Below are 17,901 nucleotides of genomic sequence, written 5' to 3' on the forward strand. Positions count from 1 at the left end.
AGAGTGATGCGGTAGACTACAAAGGGTATCCGCATTTGGATACCCTGATTGTTTGCTTTATTTTGCCGTGCTTAAGGCGATTCTTTTTTTAATATCACCCGGTGTATAACCATATGTTTTACGGAACAACCGGATGAGATAGCTGGGCTCCATGCCCAATTGTTGGGCTACATGTTGAATCGGCAGGGACGGGCTTTCCCTGATCATCTGCATTGCACGTTCAAGACGCAGATTCTGCAGGTACTTGAGAGGTGTCACGCCATATTCCTGCTGGAACAAAAGCTGGAAATGCTGCACTGAATAACCTACAGCCCGGGCCAGGTTAGAGATCAGCAGCGGCTCAGTATAGTGTTCGTTCATAAGCCGGAGTGCTTTTTGCAGTACCTCATTATGGGGTAATTCATCGGCAGGCACTTGCTGAACCTCCCTGGAATGCTCTGCAATGCGGAGATTCAGGAAAAAGTGGTAGAGTGATCCGGAAATGCTCTGCATATAGCTTTCATCATGGGGAGGAGAACAGGAAATATCTACAGATTGCCATATATGTTTGATTTTCTCCCAGCATTCCTCAAACCTTTTGGGGTAAAAAGGAACGGCAGTGTTCAGACCTATTCCTTCCAGAAAGCTCCCAAGTATGCTGCCGAAAAAACCAATAAAGCCTACATGCCAAGGTTCATTGGACAGGGGGAAATATTCATGTGCCCGGTCTGCCTGAAATAAAAACGCATGTCCCGGCTCAAGCACCCATTCTTCCCCGGAATCCAAATCCCGGAACAATCCCTTCCCGCTGCGGATCAGAAAAACCTGATACACCGGAAAGCCCTGCGGTTTGACATGGCGGTATTGATGATGACTTCCCACAGAATACAGGTAGAGGGGGAGCGAAAGGGACTCCCGGGATGATTTGTTTAACCGGAAAGGAAGCATCATCGTGTTATCATTCATACTTACTTTGGATTAGCTTAATAATTACTTCAACTCCGCCTAAAGCGCTTCGTCTCACTTCTAATCCCGACCTTTCTCCGTAGTATATTTTCAGACGTTTGTGAATGTTAAGAAGACCCGTCACTTCACATTGTTCCCTATTCTCGAGTCCGGAGTTTATTTGATCAGGGTACAAGCCGGAGCTTTCCTCCCCGTTATCCGCAACATGGATTTCAAAGTAAGGTCCGTTCTCAGCAAAGGTAATCTGTAGCATTCCATTCTCTTCCTTGTTCTCCAAGCCATGCTCAAATGCATTTTCAATAATCGGCTGTAAAATTAAGCGGGGAACAAGCAGATCGTTGTACCGTTCAGGGAGCTCTTCAAACTCAATATGAATACGGTCATAGAATCGTGATCCCTGTATGCTGGTATAGCTTCTGGCGTGTTCCACTTCCAGCGCCAAAGGTACGTCATCCGAATTGTTTTTGGTCAGAAAACGGAAGAAGACACCAAGATGCTGCGCGAACTCTTCTGCAATTGCGTTATCTCCTCTTTTTATTTTCTGGCTTAGAGAAAAGAAGCTGTTATACAAGAAATGTGGATTAATCTGAGCCTGAAGCTGTTTGAGTTCAGCTCTTTGAGTCAGGTTCTTCTGAATATAAACCTCCTCAATTAAATTCCGGATCTCCAGTGTCATGTGATTGAAGCCGTCGTACAGATAGCTGAACTCATTCCCTTTGCCTGCAGCCAATTTAAGCTCGCTGTTAAAGTTGCCGTGTTCGACTCTGGAGAAGGCTCTTAGCAGTTTGACCAAGGGCTTATGAATGTTGCGTTCGGTAAATGCAGAAATGCTGACCGATAAGAAGAGCATCACAACAATGTAGATAAAGACCAGCCATTTGTACATTTGCAGATCACGTAATACCTCTTTTTCCGGGTTATATTGCACAAAAAGCCCAAAATAATCAGATTTTCGGATGACCGTCAGGAATTTTTGCTTATCTACATTTAAGGTGAGCGAATTTTCTTCAGCATGATTTGGATCTGAACGGATATACTCCATCATGTTTTTGCCGTAACTACCGCCTTCGTTACTCTCAAAAAGGATGTTCTGATTTTGCTGGAAGAGAAAGGAACCGCTGTTCTTGATGGTATTGAAGGTGGACAGCGTATCGATAATTTTGTCCCGGTTCAGCTCTACATAGAAGAAAGCCTCCGTCATTGAAAGGTTCTTATCATAGGGGGTACCCGTAGATACCATGAACAGCTTGTTATCTTCAACATTCATGATCTGGTTTACGGAAGGATAGTGCTTTTCAATGAAAGACATATCCTCGCCACTTAATGCTTCCACAACGTCATTGGATATCTTTAAGTTTGCTTTCGGTAAGTACAGCGTGGCTGTTTTGACCAGTAGACTGCTGTTCTTCAACGAATTCAGGCGTTCCTGTTCGGTTAATATGGCTTCTCTCCGCTCATAATCGGTGAGTGTGCTGTTCGGATTCACCAGAAACACCAGTTTGCGCGCCGAGAATAGATCATACATCATATTCTTGATATTCATGATCTGCTGATCGATGGAATCAACAAAAAAGTCCGCCTGGGAATTCATTTTGTCATTAATGGATTGCTTAGCGACTTTGATAGCGTTGTAGTAAAGAAAAGAAGACAATAGTGTACTCACAAACAAGAAAAGAAAGAATATAGAAAGCTGTCTTGTACGAATCGAGTTTTTCCAGTTGATTTTGAATGGGTTTTCCCGTAATAAAGTTCTTTTCATTAATGCTCACCATACTTATCCCTATATTCCTGTGGCGTTATTCCGGTCATTTGTTTGAATACTCTGGTAAAAGAGTGTGCGGATGTATAGCCGACTTTCCGGGAAATTTCGTGAATGCGCTCGTTGCTGGTTCGCAGCAGGCGTTTTGCCAATTCCACACGGCCTTTCCCTATATACTCAGAAAGATTACACCCATAGGTTTGTTTGAAGATTCTGGACAGGTAGGAAGCGTTGAAGCAGCCGACTTCGGCCAGCCTGTTCAATGTCAGATCTTCATGAAGATTGTTCTCGATATAATCCTGGACCTTCTGCAGCGCTTCGTTTGTCCGATTTCTCGCTTCGCCGCCAAGGGTTTCAAAGATACGGCTTGAGAGATCATACAAGAAGGTGATTAAATGCTCCATTGATGTTTGATTGCCGGCATTCATTAGTTTATCCAAGTTTATTTTTTCAGCAACAGCTGCAGTCAGGTTGTTTTCGTTAATAAAGTTGAGCAGTGTGACGGCGACGTTATAATAAAGCGCCAATGCCGCATCATAATACTTGCTCTGTATTTGCTCCGGCGTTCCCAGAAGAGTATCCAATGTTTCGAAATAGGATACGGGTTTTCTCATCTCGAGATACGTCTCCAGCAGTTGAATTTGCGGGCGCACATTCATTGGAGTGAATGCAGCTTCAGCTGTCCCCTGAGCATGGTTGTCTTCCTTAAGGATCATCTGCTCGCTTAGGCCTATCCTTGAAATGGCCAGTCTCTTTAATCGTTCATAATGAAAATGCAGCTCCTGAAAGGAGCAAGGCTCTGTGCTGGTTACAAAGGAAATACTCGTATGAACTGTTTTTCGGAAATTTTCTTGTATATATTCCAAGGCTCCAAAGGAAAGAGTATATATACGTTCCCACTGGATCTCATGAACTAAATCTGCCGCAGCGGGCTCAGGCTGTAACAGCAATATTCCGTATCCGTTTGTTACAAAATGAACATGGACCCGGATGTGGTCAGGCATGAAATGATGGACAATATGAAAGATATTCTGATATAGAACAAATTCTTCAGCAATGAAATCCTCCGCCCCGGCATTGTCCAGACGGAAAAGAAAAGCAAGCATAGGGAAACTGCTCTGAATGGGGATTCTGAGCTCTTCAAGCTGTTGTTGATGGATTTCACGTTTGCCCTTATTGTATATAAGCTGGTTAATGTACTCCTTGCGCAGCCACATCTGCGCCTTATCCATTTCAAGCTCCAGCGATTGGGCGGTGTATTCGAGCTCAATCATTTTTTGGATGTCATCAAAAGCCTCCATGACCGTTCTGATGATGGCGGTATTGTCTTCGCTTTTCAGCAGATAACGTACATCTTTGTAATCATGGATTTCGTACAAATAATCAAATTCCCTATAGCCGGTCAGGAAAATAACCCGGCATTGCGGCCAGTTATTTTTGATCACCTTAAATAATTCGAGGCCGCTCATTCCGGGCATCCGGATGTCTGTCATAACGACATCGAATTTCAGCTTATCCAGCAGTTGAATGGCTTTTCGGGCTGAGTTGGCTGTGTAAACATCAATATCTGCTGATACTTCGTATAGGAACATGTCCTGGAGGGACTCCAATATATCTAACTCATCGTCTATAATTAACAGGCTTCCCACGGTTATTCCTCCTAAGGTTGCATAGAAATGAACAAATTAATGCGTCTACCTCTATTGTACAGAACAATAGAACTCTTTTGAATGCGCTATCAGAAAGTAGTAAAAATATAAAGGCAAAGTAAAATCATGGACGTAGATGAAAGAAAACGTTTTCTTTTATAATGCACATGTACCCACCAAGGTAGTTACAAAAGGGAGGATAAAAATGAAAAAAGAGAGATTGAAAAGCGCGGCTGGTATTGCACTGGCTGCAGCAATGCTGATAACTGTAACCGCATGCAGCGGTAATGGTAGTTCAAACAATAATACGGGTAATGCAGCTGCCAGCAACAACGCTACTAATCAAGCTGTCAGTAATGCAGCGGATGATGACAATCTTTATGGTTACACTACGCCGGTCAAGCTCAATGTAGGATTTGCTTTTGCCTCTGACTTTAAGATGCAGGGCCAGGAAACGGAATCCCAGAACACCTGGATGGATCTGTATAAAGAAAACGGATATAACATTACTCCTATGTACAGTGTTGACGCCAGTCAAGGAGAAACCAAGCTATCGACGGCAATCGCTTCCGGCAGTTACCCGGATGTATTTACGGTATCGGCTTCTGAGCTTGTAAAATATGCGCAAACGAATGTAATCGCCGACATTAGTGAGGTATATGAAAAATATGCTACTCCGGAGCTCAACGAGTATTTGAATGTAGATGAAGGTGCGTCACTGGCTTCAGCCAAGGTGGACGGTAAGCTGTATGCGATTCCAAAAATGAGCAGCGGTTTTGACGGCGTTATGATGATGTTCGTCCGTCAGGATTGGCTGGATAACTTGGGCTTGAAGATGCCGGCAACCATGGACGAACTGGTCGAAGTGGCAAGCGCATTCACCAAAAATGACCCGGATGGCAACGGTAAAGCGGATACTTACGGACTTGCACTAAATGGTAAAGAGGGCTTTGCCATGCTCTCCGGTTTGCAGGCATTCTTTGAAGGTTACGGCGCAGCGCCGGGTCACTGGAACGGAAAATTCTCTCTTATTGAGAAGGATGGCAAGGTGGTCTGGGGTGGTGCTCTGCCGGATGAGATGAAGAAGGGTTTAACCGCACTGCAGGCTATGTACAATGAGGGATCTTTGGCCAAAAATTTTGGAACCATGGATTTGACTGCAATCAACAAGGATTTAGGCAGCGGAAAAGCCGGAATCTTCTTCGCTCCGATGTGGGGAGCCATGACATCTATTATGGATGCAATTAAAAGTGACCCGAATGCCCACTTTACAAGCGCCCGCATTCCGGACGGTAATGGTGAAGGCTCCTCCAAAGCTTACATGCCTACACTGCCTGAATCTTATTTTGTAATAAGCAGCAAAGCCAAAAATCCGGAAGCGTTAATCAAGTTGATTAACCTCAGTGTGCAAAAACTGATTCACCCGAGCAACGAAGACGAATTCAACAAATATTACGGACAAACTGATGTGTATAGCGGCTGGAAGTTCAGTCTGACTCAAACCCTGAACCCACTGAAAAATCTCGAGAATTATTATAAAGAATCCCAAGCACTGCAGACAGGCGATACTTCTGAGCTGAATGTTGAACAAAAGGGCGATTATGACAAAATGAAATATTATCTGGATGCCGTAGAAGCGGGAACGGCTAAAGACATGATTGCAGCAAATGATTCCACATTCCTGAGCGGCGCGAGCTTATATACCGTGTTTGGTGACCCGCAAGGCGGGGAAGCGACAGTGGACCTAATTAAAACAAGTGGCGCTTATAACCTTTCGGCGTACAACTACATTCCAACCGAAACGATGTCAGCCAAATATTCGACACTCGACAAAATGGCGCTTGAAACCATTGTGAAGATTATCTACGGTGACAGCGTGGATTCGTACGATAAATTCCTCCAATCCTGGAAGGCACTTGGCGGAGAGACAGTAACGAAGGAAGCGCAGGAATGGTACGACAGCAATAAGTAATCAGATATAAATAAGGTTAGGGGATGTAATGACAGTATTGCATCCTCTAATGATGGAAAGGAGCAGGAGCGGATGACCAATATTGATAAAAAGAGACAACGAATGTTTCATCTTATGCTTGTTCTGCCTGTGGTAGTTTTATTCATCTTTAGTTATCTTCCCATTTTCGGGATTGTTATCGCTTTTCAGGACTATCAGCCGGGCCTCGGGATGCTGAAATCCAATTGGGTAGGATTTGAGAATTTCAAGACGATTGCGTTATTGCCGGACTTTATGCCGGCTTTACGAAATACGCTAACTATTGCCGTTTTTAAGATTATCGGTAATATGATTTTTCCGATTGTATTTGCCCTGATGCTGAATGAACTCCGGATCAAATGGTTCAAAAAAACGGTACAGACCATTACCTATTTGCCTTATTTTCTTTCCTGGGTCGTTTTAGGAGGAATCTTACTGGATTTTCTGTCACAAGGCAATACAGCTGGAGATGCAGGATTCCTGAATACGGTGTTGATGAATCTAGGTTTGGTGGATGCGCCTATTAACTTTCTGGGAAATAAGCACATCTTCCCGGCTTCGGTAGTAGTCAGTGATGTCTGGAAAAACTTTGGCTATAATACGATTGTTTATTTAGCCGCATTGACCAGTATCAATCCCAGTTTATATGAAGCATCGTCAATCGATGGTGCAGGAAGATGGAAACAGACCTGGCATGTTACGCTCCCGGGCATTGCGCCTATTATCATCTTAATGACAGTACTTTCTATAGGGAATATTCTGAATGCCGGGTTTGAGCAAATCTTTGTATTGTACAGCCCTTCAGTATACGAGACCGGCGATATCATTGATACGCTTGTTTATCGGCTAGGTCTGGTAAATCAGCAATTCTCGTTATCTGCAGCGGTAGGTCTGTTTAAGTCAGTTATTTCGGGCATCCTTATCGTCGTTTCATTTAAAATGGCAGAGCGATATGCTGGATACCGCGTATTTTAGAAGGGGGTAACAAGCATGTTTGCTAAAAATATTTCCATGAGCAGGAAGGTATTTATTCTTTGTAATGCTATTTTAATATTGGCGATAACGCTGGCTTGTCTAATTCCGCTTGTTAATTTATTGGCCCGCTCTCTTAGCGGCTCCCAAGCAATTTTGGCGAACAGAGTGAAATTATGGCCGGTAGACTTCACCACAGAAGCTTACAGCTATGTAATGAATAACAGCGAGTTTTGGACAGCGGTTCTTGTAACGGTCAAACGGGTAGTTATCGGCGTTCCGATCAATATGCTGTTAACGATTCTGGCAGCTTATCCGCTATCCAAAAGCGATTCTATCTTTAAGAAAAGAAAGTATTATTCCGCGTATTTCATTTTTCTGATGGTATTTAACGGCGGTTTGATTCCTACGTATATTCTAATATCCAAGCTCGGGTTGATTGATTCCATATGGTCACTTGTCCTTCCCGGCGCGGTTCCTATTTTTAATGTCATATTGATTATGAACTTCTTCAGGGGCATACCCGAGGAATTAGAAGAGTCTGCAATGCTTGACGGAGCAAGCCAATGGACGATTTTATGGAGAATATATATTCCTCTGTCTAAACCTTCTATTGCTACAGTTACTCTCTTTAGCTTAATTCATCACTGGAATGCCTGGTTCGACGGCTTGATTTATTCGAACTTTACTTCAAACTATCCGCTGCAGTCGTATTTGCAGACACTTGTCGTTGATATTCAAAGTGCAATTCTTGGTGGAGACCTGCAAACTATCGTTGATGTAATGAACGTAAACGACATTAACCTGAAAGCCGCTCAAATCTTTATTTCCATTATTCCTTTGTTTGTTGTTTATCCGTTTATGCAGAAGTATTTTACGGAAGGGCTGACACTGGGAAGTGTGAAGGGGTAGGGCTCAGGGATTGGTAGTAATAAATTTGCCTGTAGGAATGAGACATTGGATGTCTCGATCCTGCAGGTTATAAAAGATAGAATTACATTTACATTATGTTAGCCAGCTCAATCAGGTTGTTGTCAGGATCACGTACGTAAACGGAGAGGATGGGCCCTTGTGCTCCAGTGCGTGCTACTGGCCCCTCTTCAATAGGAATATGATACTTCAATAATCGTTGTATAACTTCTTCCAGTGGAGTGCTCACAAGGAAACAGAGATCCGCTGAGCCTGGTGTTGGCATCAGGGCTTTGGGTTCATACTCGTTGCCTTTTTCATGCAGATTGATTTTTTGTTGACCGAACTGCAGGGCTTTTCGGCCTTGGCCGAATTCTACAAGCGTCATGGACAGTACTTCTGTATAGAAAGTAATTGTCTGGTTTATAGAGGTAACAGTTAATACGAGGTGATCAATACCTTCGATCTTCATGATGAAAGCCCTCCTGGCAGTCGTGCATATCAATACAGTTATTTTAGTTGAAGGGAGCGTATGAATACAAGGATTGCTCGTTGAGATAGCGACTTGTCTTCGGATAAGTTGCTTTTTTTCATTGGAATGAGATTTTATTAATATCGTTACCGTTCTTAATTGGATGATGAATATGTTACTAAATGACATGCATGTGATACTAGCTTGCATTCCGGTTTATTATAGATCTCCTTATAATGAATGAGACTGAAGTTGTTCTAAAGGGAAGAAATAATAAAAGAGGAGTGCACATTATGATATTTGTCGGAACCAATTACCACCCGCATGACTGGCCCCGTGAACGATGGCCGGAGGATATCTGCCTGATGAAGGAATCAGGCTTTAATCTGGTACGTCTCGGGCATCTGTGCTGGGATAGCTTTGAGCCTTCGGAAGGCAATTATGACTTTGCGTGGTTTGATGAGGTTATGGATTTGTTCGCAGAGGCAGGATTCAAAGTAGTTCTCGACATTGCGACCCGTCCGGCGCCCACGTGGCTGCATAAGAAATACCCGATCATCAATATTACTGACCAGCACCGGAATCGTCTCCATTCTGTACGCCGTTATATGGAAGATGTGGGCAATCCGGTATTTCAGGAATATGCCTACCGGTTTGCAGAGAGACTGACCACAAGGTATGCCGGTCACCCGGCTCTTCATGCCTTCGGCTTATGCAATGAGGTGGGTGCGGGCATGCAGACTTACTCTGAAGAAGCCCGTCAGCGGTATATTCAGTGGCTGAGAGCGAAGTATGCTACGATCGGGGAATTGAATGAAGCATGGGCTGCGCAGAGATGGTCCCGCAAGCTCGGCAGCTTCGAGGATGTTGAATTTCCGGTTTCCGGTGAAAGAACTGGGCCGCCGGAGCGGATGCTGGAGGTACGCCGGTTCTATTCGGACGAGCAGCTGTCCTATCTTCAGGGCTTAAGCGATATCGTGCGCAAGCATGCTCCTGATGCCCGGGAAACGACCAATCACTGGGGGGAATATCCGGCACTCGGCTTTGATTATTTGAAGGAATACCAGCAAATCTTTGATCTGCCTGGAGTAGGCTTCTATCCCGGAGTAAATCCCGAAGACCACAATGCGTTATTTGGAGCTTGCTTCACGATGGTTCACCGGATTGGGGAGAAGGATGAAGCGATCTGGTGTCTGGAATTCCAGACAGGATCATTCGGTGCCTATGCACCTCCAAAGGGTGTTCTCCGGATGTATGCCTACTTATCCTTGTTATTTCGCTCGGGAGCCGTCTGCGCATGGACATGGAGATCCATGTTAGGCGGAGAAGAACAGTACTTATTCGGGCTGCTTGATCACGATGGCCAGCCGGGAAGGAAGCTGGATGAATTTCGCGAATTTGCACGCGAGATGGAGCAGCTGAAACCAATTGGATTGCCCTATCTGCCGCAACCGGAAATCGCCATGGCCTATTCCTTCGAATCCTTCAGAGTCTCCGAGAATTCGAAAGCTTACTATAAGACAGCTTATCTTGAGCAAATCATGCAGACCTTCCTTGCGTTAAGCGAGGATAATGTCGCATTCAATATTGTGGACCTCCGCAACATCGAGAAAAACTACAAAATGTTGCTGGTACCTGGCCACTGTATTATGGATGAAGCTTCCGCCAGTGCGATCAGGAAGTTTGTTCAAGAAGGCGGAACGGTAATTATGACTGCCTATTCAGCCAAAGTCGATGAGCATAACCGGGTTTTCAGCACGACCATGCCCGGAAGGCTTAGCGATGTATTTGGTATCCGCGCTAATGCTTTTGAGAATGCTGCCTATCACTATTCGGATAGCAATGAGGGTGGTCTCCAGAAGCAAAAGCTCAATATCCGGCGTGAAACTCCGAACATTAAAATGAATGATCGGATTTTAGATTATAGGGTAGACTACTATGAAATTCTGGAACTTACGAGTGCTGAAGTACTGGCTACATTTACTAACCTGGATCAGGAGCTTCCGGCGGTTAGCATCAATGCGTACGGAAAAGGTAAAGCCGTTTATGTAGCGGTTCCAGCTCAGTTTGAGCTTATGCAAGAGTTACTCAGCCACTTCTATGCACAGCTCGGAGTTGAAAAGGGGCCGGAGACTCCGTTAGGGGTAAGCGCTCGTCAGTTAGGGAATCACGTGATATACGTAAATACGACAGCTGATGAACAGCATGTCTTCCTTAAGGTACCGGGGGAAGGCCTCTTGACCGGAAAATTGTACGAGACAAGTCTGGAACTCGCTCCTTACGGGGTGGAAGTCTATAAGGCGGCTGCAACTTCGAATATTTAATCCAAATCCATTGTAATAATCAGGCTGTCATGAGCAGTTGTTAACAGATAAATCCCTTTCTTTCTGACATCGTAATATGAAATGATTATACATCTATGGACAGCAATCTCATGGAGTTACGTGATCTAGGAGTTCGGCTTAATCATTCTGGTAATTACCGGAAAATCCGTTGAACTTCTCATTGTTGTGATTTATCATTTATAAATTTGACGACCTCTTCAAAGGCTAACTGAGCAGGCTCCGTTTGGAGTCCAAAGATGTAATCATGAGGCAAGTTATTTCCGCTGCCAGTCCAATAGACACTCGTAACGTCAACACCATGTGCTCTGAGAATAGCATCCATTTCATAGGTCTGTGGTTCTAGTGGATCGGCATCACCTGCGGTTAAATACGTTGCCGGATAATCGGAGGTGATATTTTTTACAGTTGAAAGCTCGTCTAATCTGGAGTAGCTTTCGTAATCTTTCTTTCCGGTATAACTCCAAGCATATTTTCTAAAGCCAGGGAAGTTATCCCGTGCTACAGTATCAAAGTCATATACGCCATTAAGTAACAGTAAACCCTTCACGTTATCAGCGGGGATATCAATATTTATGCCGACTTGCTGTTCAAGTGCGGGATTGGTGATCATTGCTCCCAGCTGACCTGATATTTGAGCACCCGCCGAGTTACCGCCTATGAAGAGCTTTGCGGGATCTGCATTGTATTCGGCAGCGTGAGCCTGCAGATAATGGATTGCTGCTGCGGCCTGCTGTATGGGAGCCGGATATCTGTACTCGGGGGCAAGCGAATAATCTAGAGACGCAACAACATATCCCTCGGACACTAGAAGCTTTGAGAATGACTCTAATTGTTTCGCATTTCCTGCTGCCCAGCCGCCGCCATGTATAAATAAAATCAGGGGCTTAGGAGCACCGGATCCGGCATCAGAAGTATACATGGTTAACTCAGCATCGGGCAATCCTTCAACAGGAATACTGACTGCGTCACTAACTTCAATACCATTAATTTTGTCAGCATATGGACCCAGATTTACAGCATTCTCTTGGGTGTTGATTAATGCTCTGAAAATGGCCACATAAAGACGCGGTGTGAGCTGGTTCACAACAACAATTGTGAGGATCAGGAAAGCTATAACACTGAGTGTAATCCCGGTTTTCCTCCCGATTCTAAATTTTTTTACTTGGTTCATATTTTCCTCCTATTGAACTTCAATTAATTGAGACAATGGAACTTATCCATATAAAATACAGTCTAATTGACGATGCGATGAACCAGTATTATTGGCATATTAACGGTAGAGTTCTTAACGTTTCTGGTGGTACTGCCGTAATGAATGATCTGGAAGGATATCTGAATGTACCTAAACGATGGGCTTAAGGCTTTTTTGTAAGTGGATCACTAGTTTTACCGGAACTGGGATGGCGGCACATTGTAGTATTTCTTGAAGGCCTTTGAAAAGGTATAGGGATCAGGATAGCCGAGCAGCCCCGCAATTTGTTTGATTGAAAAACGTTTGGTGTACAATAAATTCCGGGCACGGCTCATCTTCATCTGATAGATGTACAGACCTGGTGTAGCACCGCATGCTTGTTTGAAATAGACAATGAAGTACTTCTCCGACATGCCAGCCAGTACTGCAAGTTCTTCAATACGGATGGGCTCATGCAGATGCTCGCGGATGAACTGGAAAACAGGCTGCAGCTTCTGTAAACTGGTGATTCGCTTTCGCTCGGACAAATTATTCGTAAATCCCCCGCGGTATGAGCCAAGCTCATAACATTCCAATAACTTGGAAATTAAGATGGTCAGCGCGCCCTTTAATCGAATCGTTGACATCATAGCACCGCCCTTATACTGTTCACAACTGTCTAAGAACAGACGAATTTCTTCCGGGAAGAGGGGGCTTGGAATCACACCGGGGAGCTGGAAATTGTCCAGAATTGTATGCTGGTCTCCAAGGTCAAAATTAAAGTGTGTAAAGGTAAATCTGCAATTAGCCCCAACGTTTGTGGCGGTATAGACTACCTTGGGGCTGAATAAAATCAGGTCGCCTTCTCTGGCGATGTGTACCTGATCGTAAATGCGAATTTCAATTTGGCCTTCATGTAGATACCAAAAGGAGTAATCCTGAAGCTGTTTGGTTTCTGCCCAGCTATTGGGATGAGCGGCCTCCAAGCACATATTGATTCGAATTAATATGTGCTCTGAAAGTTCATGGAGTATGTTTAAGTTGTTCACTGCTATGCTCCCTTACTTTCTGACATCAAAATATGAAATGATTATATCATAACAGGTTAGTAGTATCCGTTTACAATAAGGTTTCAAAAAGCAACTTGTCTGCGGATGGGTTGCTTTTTGTTTTGCTTCCGGAGCTCAGTAAAGAGAATGGATATCACTTAAGTTACATTTTTTTGCAGTGGATGATTTTAAAAAAACATTGACCTGTAAATGAGGTGTGGTTATAATTTACAATGATAATCGTAATCATTACTAATAGAGTAAGGTATCAGTGATTCAAACTGAATTTCTAAGGATGTGAGTGATGAAGCGGCAGCTCTCTGCATGGCCGGTGGTGAATTCTGTGGGAATGCCTGCATGTCCTTGGATGCATTGACAGCATTTCACAGGGGACTTGAGCCCAAGAGCACTATGGCGATTCAAATGGGGACCTCTGGATTAGATCAGCTTATAAGCTGTCAAGTGCAGAGAACGGATGCGGATTATTTCTGCAAGGTCATGATGCCCGTACCTGAAAACATCGAAATTAGGATGTTCAGCTATAACACCCGTGAATTCATGCTCGGTCTTATCCAGTACTCCAAGCGTGAATTCGGGAGCTTTCATATTCCTGCTGATTCCAAGGTAGTATACGTCTTGTAACAGGAGGAATAGAGCAATTTAAGGCAGAATTGAAACAAGTTACACCTATCATTTTCAGTTCAACGGTGCCGGCAAAGTATGAGCCGCTTGACTCAAGGCTACGGGACCGTAAGCGGGCTATGGGAGATAGTGATCTTGTCGGTGACAGCGGATGCATATCTGCAGGTACTGCGACAATTGGACAGCGGTCTTTTAGCCCATGTGAAATCTGTTATTTTGATTTCCCCCACTTTGGGTTCGAACAGCCTGGTTCACACTTACATAAAAGAAAAGGGGGCGGAAGCGGAGAGCAGAAACATCTCTTTGTTCGTTCATCCTGTATATCCGGTACGCCTCCCTGCTGATCGATCCGTGCTCAGTGCCTGACCATCGATCAGTTCATTGACCGTTATGAGCAGCAGCTGAAGTTCTCGGCCCAGGTGCTCCAAGGCCAGGCTGTAACCGAGGCGTTTCACGTACAATCCTATTCCGAGGATATCCGGATGATTTGCAGTAATTTGGCAGTGAAAAAGAAAGACTGACAATAGTTCTTACATGGGGGAATAAAGATGAAAAGAAGATATGCCATTTTGCTGGCAGCCGTTACATCCATGGCTGTGCTGGCCGGATGCGGGCAAGCAGACAGCGGACAGAATACGTCCAATTCAAGCCGTGAGCTGGTTTATGCTACGGTAAAGGACATTAACGACATGAACCCTCATTTATACACTGGCTCTATGCCGGCGCAGGGGAAGGTATACGAGTCCTTGGTTGAGAATACACCTGAGGGAATCAAGCCGTTGCTGGCAGAATCATGGGACATCTCCGCAGACGGGACGGTCTATACGTTCCATCTAAGGCAGGGCGTTGTCTTCCATGACGGAGAACCGTTTAATGCGGAGGCGGTCAGGCTGAATATCGACGCAGTCCAGCATAATGCAGTCAAGCACGCCTGGATTAAATTGTCTACGAAAATTGTGGACACCAAGGTGATCGATGAGTATACCTTTGAAATGACGTTATCGGAGCCGTATTACCCGGCATTACTGGAGCTTTCCATGACAAGGCCTTATGTGTTCCTTTCCCCGAAAGACTTTATCAATGGAGAAACCAAGGATGGAGTCAACGGTTATAACGGCACAGGCCCTTACCGGCTTACAGAGCATCAGACGGATCAATACGCTGTATTCGAAGCGAATAAAGATTACTGGAACGGTGCACCAGCTATAGAGAAAATCACAGCAAAGGTGCTTCCGACAGGGGAAACAACATTTCTGGCCCTGCAAAAGGGGGAAGTGAACTTCGTCTTTACTGATGACAGAGGAACGGACAGCATCGATGCGGAGTCAATGGACCGGCTGGCGGAATCCGGGGACTATCAGGTGGTCAGAAGTGAGCCGATGAACACGAAGATGATCGTGGCTAACAGCGGCAAGACAGACAGTCCTGCAAATGAAAAAGCCGTCCGTGAAGCCATCTGGTATGCTATCGACCGTGATACTATCGCCCGGCATATTTTTAACGGGAAAGAGACGCCCGCCGAAACCTTGTTCTCCCCCAATGTGAACTACGCGGATATCGGATTGAAGCCGAGAGCCTATGATTTGCTTGCGGCTGAACGATTGCTGGAGGAAGCGGGCTGGGGACTCTCTAGCGGAGAAGTTCGGATGAAAGACGGTAAGCCCTTAACGATGAAGCTATACTATGATGCGGCTTCATTATCGCAGAAAACGCAAGCCGAGCTGATCCAGAATACCGTAAAAGGCATAGGCATGCAGCTTACTCTGGTCGGGGAGGACTCTTCCTCAATTGCGAGGCGGCGAGCCGCGGGGGATTATGATCTCTTATTTAACCAGACTTGGGGACTGGCTTATGACCCGCAAAGTACCGTTTCTGCATTCACCACGGAGTCATCTTATTATCATGCAACAAGCGGTATTGCCCAGGCAGAAGACCTGTATAGCAATATTAAGGAGGTCATGGTCACTACCGATGAGGAACAACGGAAATCGCTCTACGCGGATATTTTGACGACTGTCCATGATGAAGCGGTCTTTATCCCGATTACGAACGGCAATCTTACAGTGGTTGCTCCGGGCAGTCTACAAGGCATCGGTTTTAAGCAAACCCAGTTTGAGCTGCCTTTCGAGACTATGCATTTTCAATAATCGGAGACGGAAAGGGGCTTTATGAAAGTTTTTATCCTGAAAAGAACACTGCTAACGGTTCCTCTGCTGATTATCATTTCCTTTTTGACTTTTGTGCTGAATCATCTTTCACCGCTGGACCCGGCAGAGGTTGTGCTGCGGGCACAGGGAGTCCCGCAAATCACCGAAGCACTGCTTGCGGAGACAAAAATAGCGCTGGGCATGGACCGGCCGTTTATGATCCGCTATTTCCATTGGCTGTCCTCCTGTCTCCGGCTGGATTTCGGTGAATCCTATATAACGGGTACCCCGGTATGGTCGATGCTTGGACCCGCATTTCTAAATACGCTTAAATTAACGTTGGTATCGGTGGTTGCCATTCTGGTGTTGTCTGTTGGACTGGGCATCTTCTGCGCGCTGAAAGAAGGCAGGCTGCTAGACCGCTCGGTCCGCGGAATTTCATTCTTCCTCACATCCATGCCTTCGGCATGGCTTGCAGCGATAATGATCTGGTATTTCTCTGTCAGGCTGGACTGGCTGCCGACGAGCGGTATGGATTCTTATGCCAGCTACATCCTGCCAGTGACCGTGCTGACGGTCAGTTATGCCGGTATCTACTTTCGCATTGTACGAAGCTCGATGCTAAGCCAACTGCATGAAGACTACACGCTTTATGCCAGGGCATGCGGCTTGCCGGAAGGGAAAATTACACTGCGGATGCTGAAGAACTCTATGCAGGTCGCCGTCTCCGTATTCTGTATGGCAGTTCCGATTATTCTTGGGAGCACAGTCGTTGTAGAGAGTATCTTCGCCTGGCCGGGACTCGGGGCATTGACCGTGAACTCCATTCTGGGCCGTGATTTTCCGGTCATCCAGGCATATGTCCTGGTGCTGGCTGTTTCCTTCGTGGTGTTCAATACCCTTTCGGATCTTATTAACGCTGCATTGAATCCCAAGCTGAGAAAGGAGTTCTAGATGAATGTACTTCAAAGGATGTGCAGGGACAAGCTGGCGGCCTTGTCCCTGACTGTCATAACATTGACCGCAATCCTCGGAATCTGTGCGCCTTGGTTTGCCCCCCATGATCCACAGCAGGTCCAGATGGAGCTGCGCTATGCTTCACCCTCCTGGCAGTATCTACTGGGTAACGATCATCTGGGACGCTGCGTATTGTCCAGATTAATATACGGCATTCGTCCCAGTGTACTCTGGGTATTTGTTGCTCTGGCGGTATCGGCTTCCTTTGGCGCCATTCTCGGCTTCATCGCCGGCTACTTCAGAGGTAAGACGGACAATATCCTAATGAGGGTATGTGACGTCATGCTCTCCTTTCCGGGTTACGTCATGTCACTGGCTGTTGTCGGCATCCTGGGTCCGGGAATCCAGAACATCCTGATCGCCTTCGTCATTATGAAGTGGGCCTGGTTTGCACGAGTCATCCGGACCTCGGTCATGCAGTATGCCGATACAGACTATGTAAGATTCGCCAAGACATTGGGGATGGGCAACTTGACCATTATGATGAAGCAGATCCTCCCTATGACCCTTCCGGATATGGCAGTGATTGGCAGCAGCGCTTTTGGCACCATGATCCTGCAAATTTCAGGCTTGTCCTTTCTGGGTTTAGGTATCGAGGCGCCTCACGCAGAGTGGGGGATGATGCTGAATGAAGCCAGAGGGGTGATGTTCTCCCGGCCGGAGCTTATGCTTGCCCCCGGACTGGCTATCGTTATCGTCGTTTCGGCGATTAATTTCTGCTCCGATGCGCTTCAGGCAGCCTTGGACCCGAAATTGCAAAGGAAGGCTAACAAATCACAGCGGGCCTTCGCTTTATTCTCCGCCAAACCAAAGGGAGAAGAGGTGGCATGAATT

General features: G+C 45.5%; 14 protein-coding genes and 2 pseudogenes. 10 read left to right on the forward strand and 6 right to left on the reverse strand.

The window, feature by feature from the left end; all coding sequences use genetic code 11:
• Nucleotides 1-57: 57 nt before the first annotated feature.
• Genes R70331_RS07320 through R70331_RS07330 form a run of 3 tightly spaced genes read right to left on the reverse strand, consistent with a single transcriptional unit; the run spans nucleotide 58 to nucleotide 4,353 of the window.
• Entirely contained in the window at nucleotides 58-945 is an 888-nt protein-coding gene (locus R70331_RS07320) for an AraC family transcriptional regulator (RefSeq protein ID WP_331281503.1), read from the reverse strand.
• On the reverse strand, nucleotides 938-2,704 hold the full coding sequence (locus R70331_RS07325; RefSeq protein ID WP_081947521.1) for a sensor histidine kinase: 1,767 nt from the start codon (nucleotides 2,702-2,704) through the stop codon (nucleotides 938-940). The genes R70331_RS07320 and R70331_RS07325 overlap by 8 nt, the downstream gene beginning before the upstream one ends.
• Nucleotides 2,704-4,353: a response regulator gene (locus R70331_RS07330; RefSeq protein WP_042174145.1), complete on the reverse strand. Its 1,650-nt coding sequence runs from the start codon at nucleotides 4,351-4,353 to the stop codon at nucleotides 2,704-2,706. The genes R70331_RS07325 and R70331_RS07330 overlap by 1 nt, the downstream gene beginning before the upstream one ends.
• Before the next feature lie 205 nt (nucleotides 4,354-4,558).
• Between R70331_RS07330 and R70331_RS07335 the strand changes: the two genes are divergently transcribed.
• The 3 genes from R70331_RS07335 to R70331_RS07345 all read left to right on the forward strand — a co-directional run bounded on the left by R70331_RS07335 (nucleotide 4,559) and on the right by R70331_RS07345 (nucleotide 8,227).
• Nucleotides 4,559-6,325 (forward strand): type 2 periplasmic-binding domain-containing protein, encoded by a 1,767-nt coding sequence (locus tag R70331_RS07335; protein ID WP_042174147.1) that lies wholly within the window; start codon nucleotides 4,559-4,561, stop codon nucleotides 6,323-6,325.
• A gap of 72 nt (nucleotides 6,326-6,397) precedes the next feature.
• Nucleotides 6,398-7,318, forward strand: a complete 921-nt coding sequence (locus tag R70331_RS07340) for an ABC transporter permease (protein WP_042174148.1) — start codon at nucleotides 6,398-6,400, stop codon at nucleotides 7,316-7,318.
• A gap of 15 nt (nucleotides 7,319-7,333) precedes the next feature.
• Nucleotides 7,334-8,227 carry a carbohydrate ABC transporter permease gene (locus R70331_RS07345; protein WP_042174149.1) on the forward strand — a complete coding sequence of 298 codons (894 nt, stop codon included), beginning with the start codon at nucleotides 7,334-7,336 and terminating at the stop codon, nucleotides 8,225-8,227.
• An 88-nt stretch (nucleotides 8,228-8,315) separates the two neighbouring features.
• Here R70331_RS07345 and R70331_RS07350 read toward each other — a convergent pair whose 3' ends face one another.
• Nucleotides 8,316-8,696, reverse strand: a complete 381-nt coding sequence (locus R70331_RS07350; protein WP_042174151.1) for a VOC family protein — start codon at nucleotides 8,694-8,696, stop codon at nucleotides 8,316-8,318.
• A gap of 293 nt (nucleotides 8,697-8,989) precedes the next feature.
• Here R70331_RS07350 and R70331_RS07355 point away from each other — a divergent pair, with 293 nt between their 5' ends.
• Nucleotides 8,990-11,020, forward strand: a complete 2,031-nt coding sequence (locus tag R70331_RS07355) for a beta-galactosidase (protein WP_052418960.1) — start codon at nucleotides 8,990-8,992, stop codon at nucleotides 11,018-11,020.
• A 178-nt stretch (nucleotides 11,021-11,198) separates the two neighbouring features.
• On the opposite strand, the gene R70331_RS07360 is transcribed toward R70331_RS07355, so the two are convergent.
• Both R70331_RS07360 and R70331_RS07365 read right to left on the reverse strand, forming a co-directional pair.
• A complete protein-coding gene (locus R70331_RS07360) occupies nucleotides 11,199-12,212 on the reverse strand; it encodes an alpha/beta hydrolase (RefSeq protein ID WP_042174155.1) in 1,014 nt (337 codons plus the stop codon).
• 215 nt (nucleotides 12,213-12,427) lie between these two features.
• On the reverse strand, nucleotides 12,428-13,261 hold the full coding sequence (locus R70331_RS07365; RefSeq protein ID WP_042174157.1) for an AraC family transcriptional regulator: 834 nt from the start codon (nucleotides 13,259-13,261) through the stop codon (nucleotides 12,428-12,430).
• Between the two features lie 720 nt (nucleotides 13,262-13,981).
• Between R70331_RS07365 and R70331_RS32465 the strand changes: the two are divergent.
• The 6 genes and pseudogenes from R70331_RS32465 to cntC form a co-directional block, all read left to right on the forward strand.
• Nucleotides 13,982-14,179 (forward strand): annotated as a pseudogene (locus tag R70331_RS32465) (opine metallophore biosynthesis dehydrogenase); the annotation flags it as partial.
• 28 nt (nucleotides 14,180-14,207) lie between these two features.
• Nucleotides 14,208-14,288, forward strand: a pseudogene (locus tag R70331_RS32470) (opine metallophore biosynthesis dehydrogenase); the annotation flags it as partial.
• Complete coding sequence (locus R70331_RS32475; RefSeq protein WP_442950577.1) at nucleotides 14,266-14,424, forward strand: opine metallophore biosynthesis dehydrogenase; 159 nt, start codon at nucleotides 14,266-14,268, stop codon at nucleotides 14,422-14,424. The pseudogene R70331_RS32470 and the gene R70331_RS32475, both read left to right, overlap by 23 nt.
• 27 nt (nucleotides 14,425-14,451) lie before the next feature.
• Complete coding sequence (cntA, locus tag R70331_RS07375) at nucleotides 14,452-16,050, forward strand: staphylopine-dependent metal ABC transporter substrate-binding lipoprotein (RefSeq protein WP_042174160.1); 1,599 nt, start codon at nucleotides 14,452-14,454, stop codon at nucleotides 16,048-16,050.
• 21 nt (nucleotides 16,051-16,071) lie between these two features.
• Entirely contained in the window at nucleotides 16,072-17,004 is a 933-nt protein-coding gene (opp1B, locus tag R70331_RS07380; RefSeq protein ID WP_042174162.1) for a nickel/cobalt ABC transporter permease, read from the forward strand.
• Complete coding sequence (gene cntC / locus R70331_RS07385) at nucleotides 17,005-17,898, forward strand: staphylopine uptake ABC transporter permease subunit CntC (protein WP_042174164.1); 894 nt, start codon at nucleotides 17,005-17,007, stop codon at nucleotides 17,896-17,898.
• The last annotated feature ends 3 nt before the right edge of the window (nucleotides 17,899-17,901 follow it).

The sequence above is a fragment of the Paenibacillus sp. FSL R7-0331 genome, from assembly GCF_000758645.1.
Lineage (GTDB): Bacteria > Bacillota > Bacilli > Paenibacillales > Paenibacillaceae > Paenibacillus_AQ > Paenibacillus_AQ camerounensis.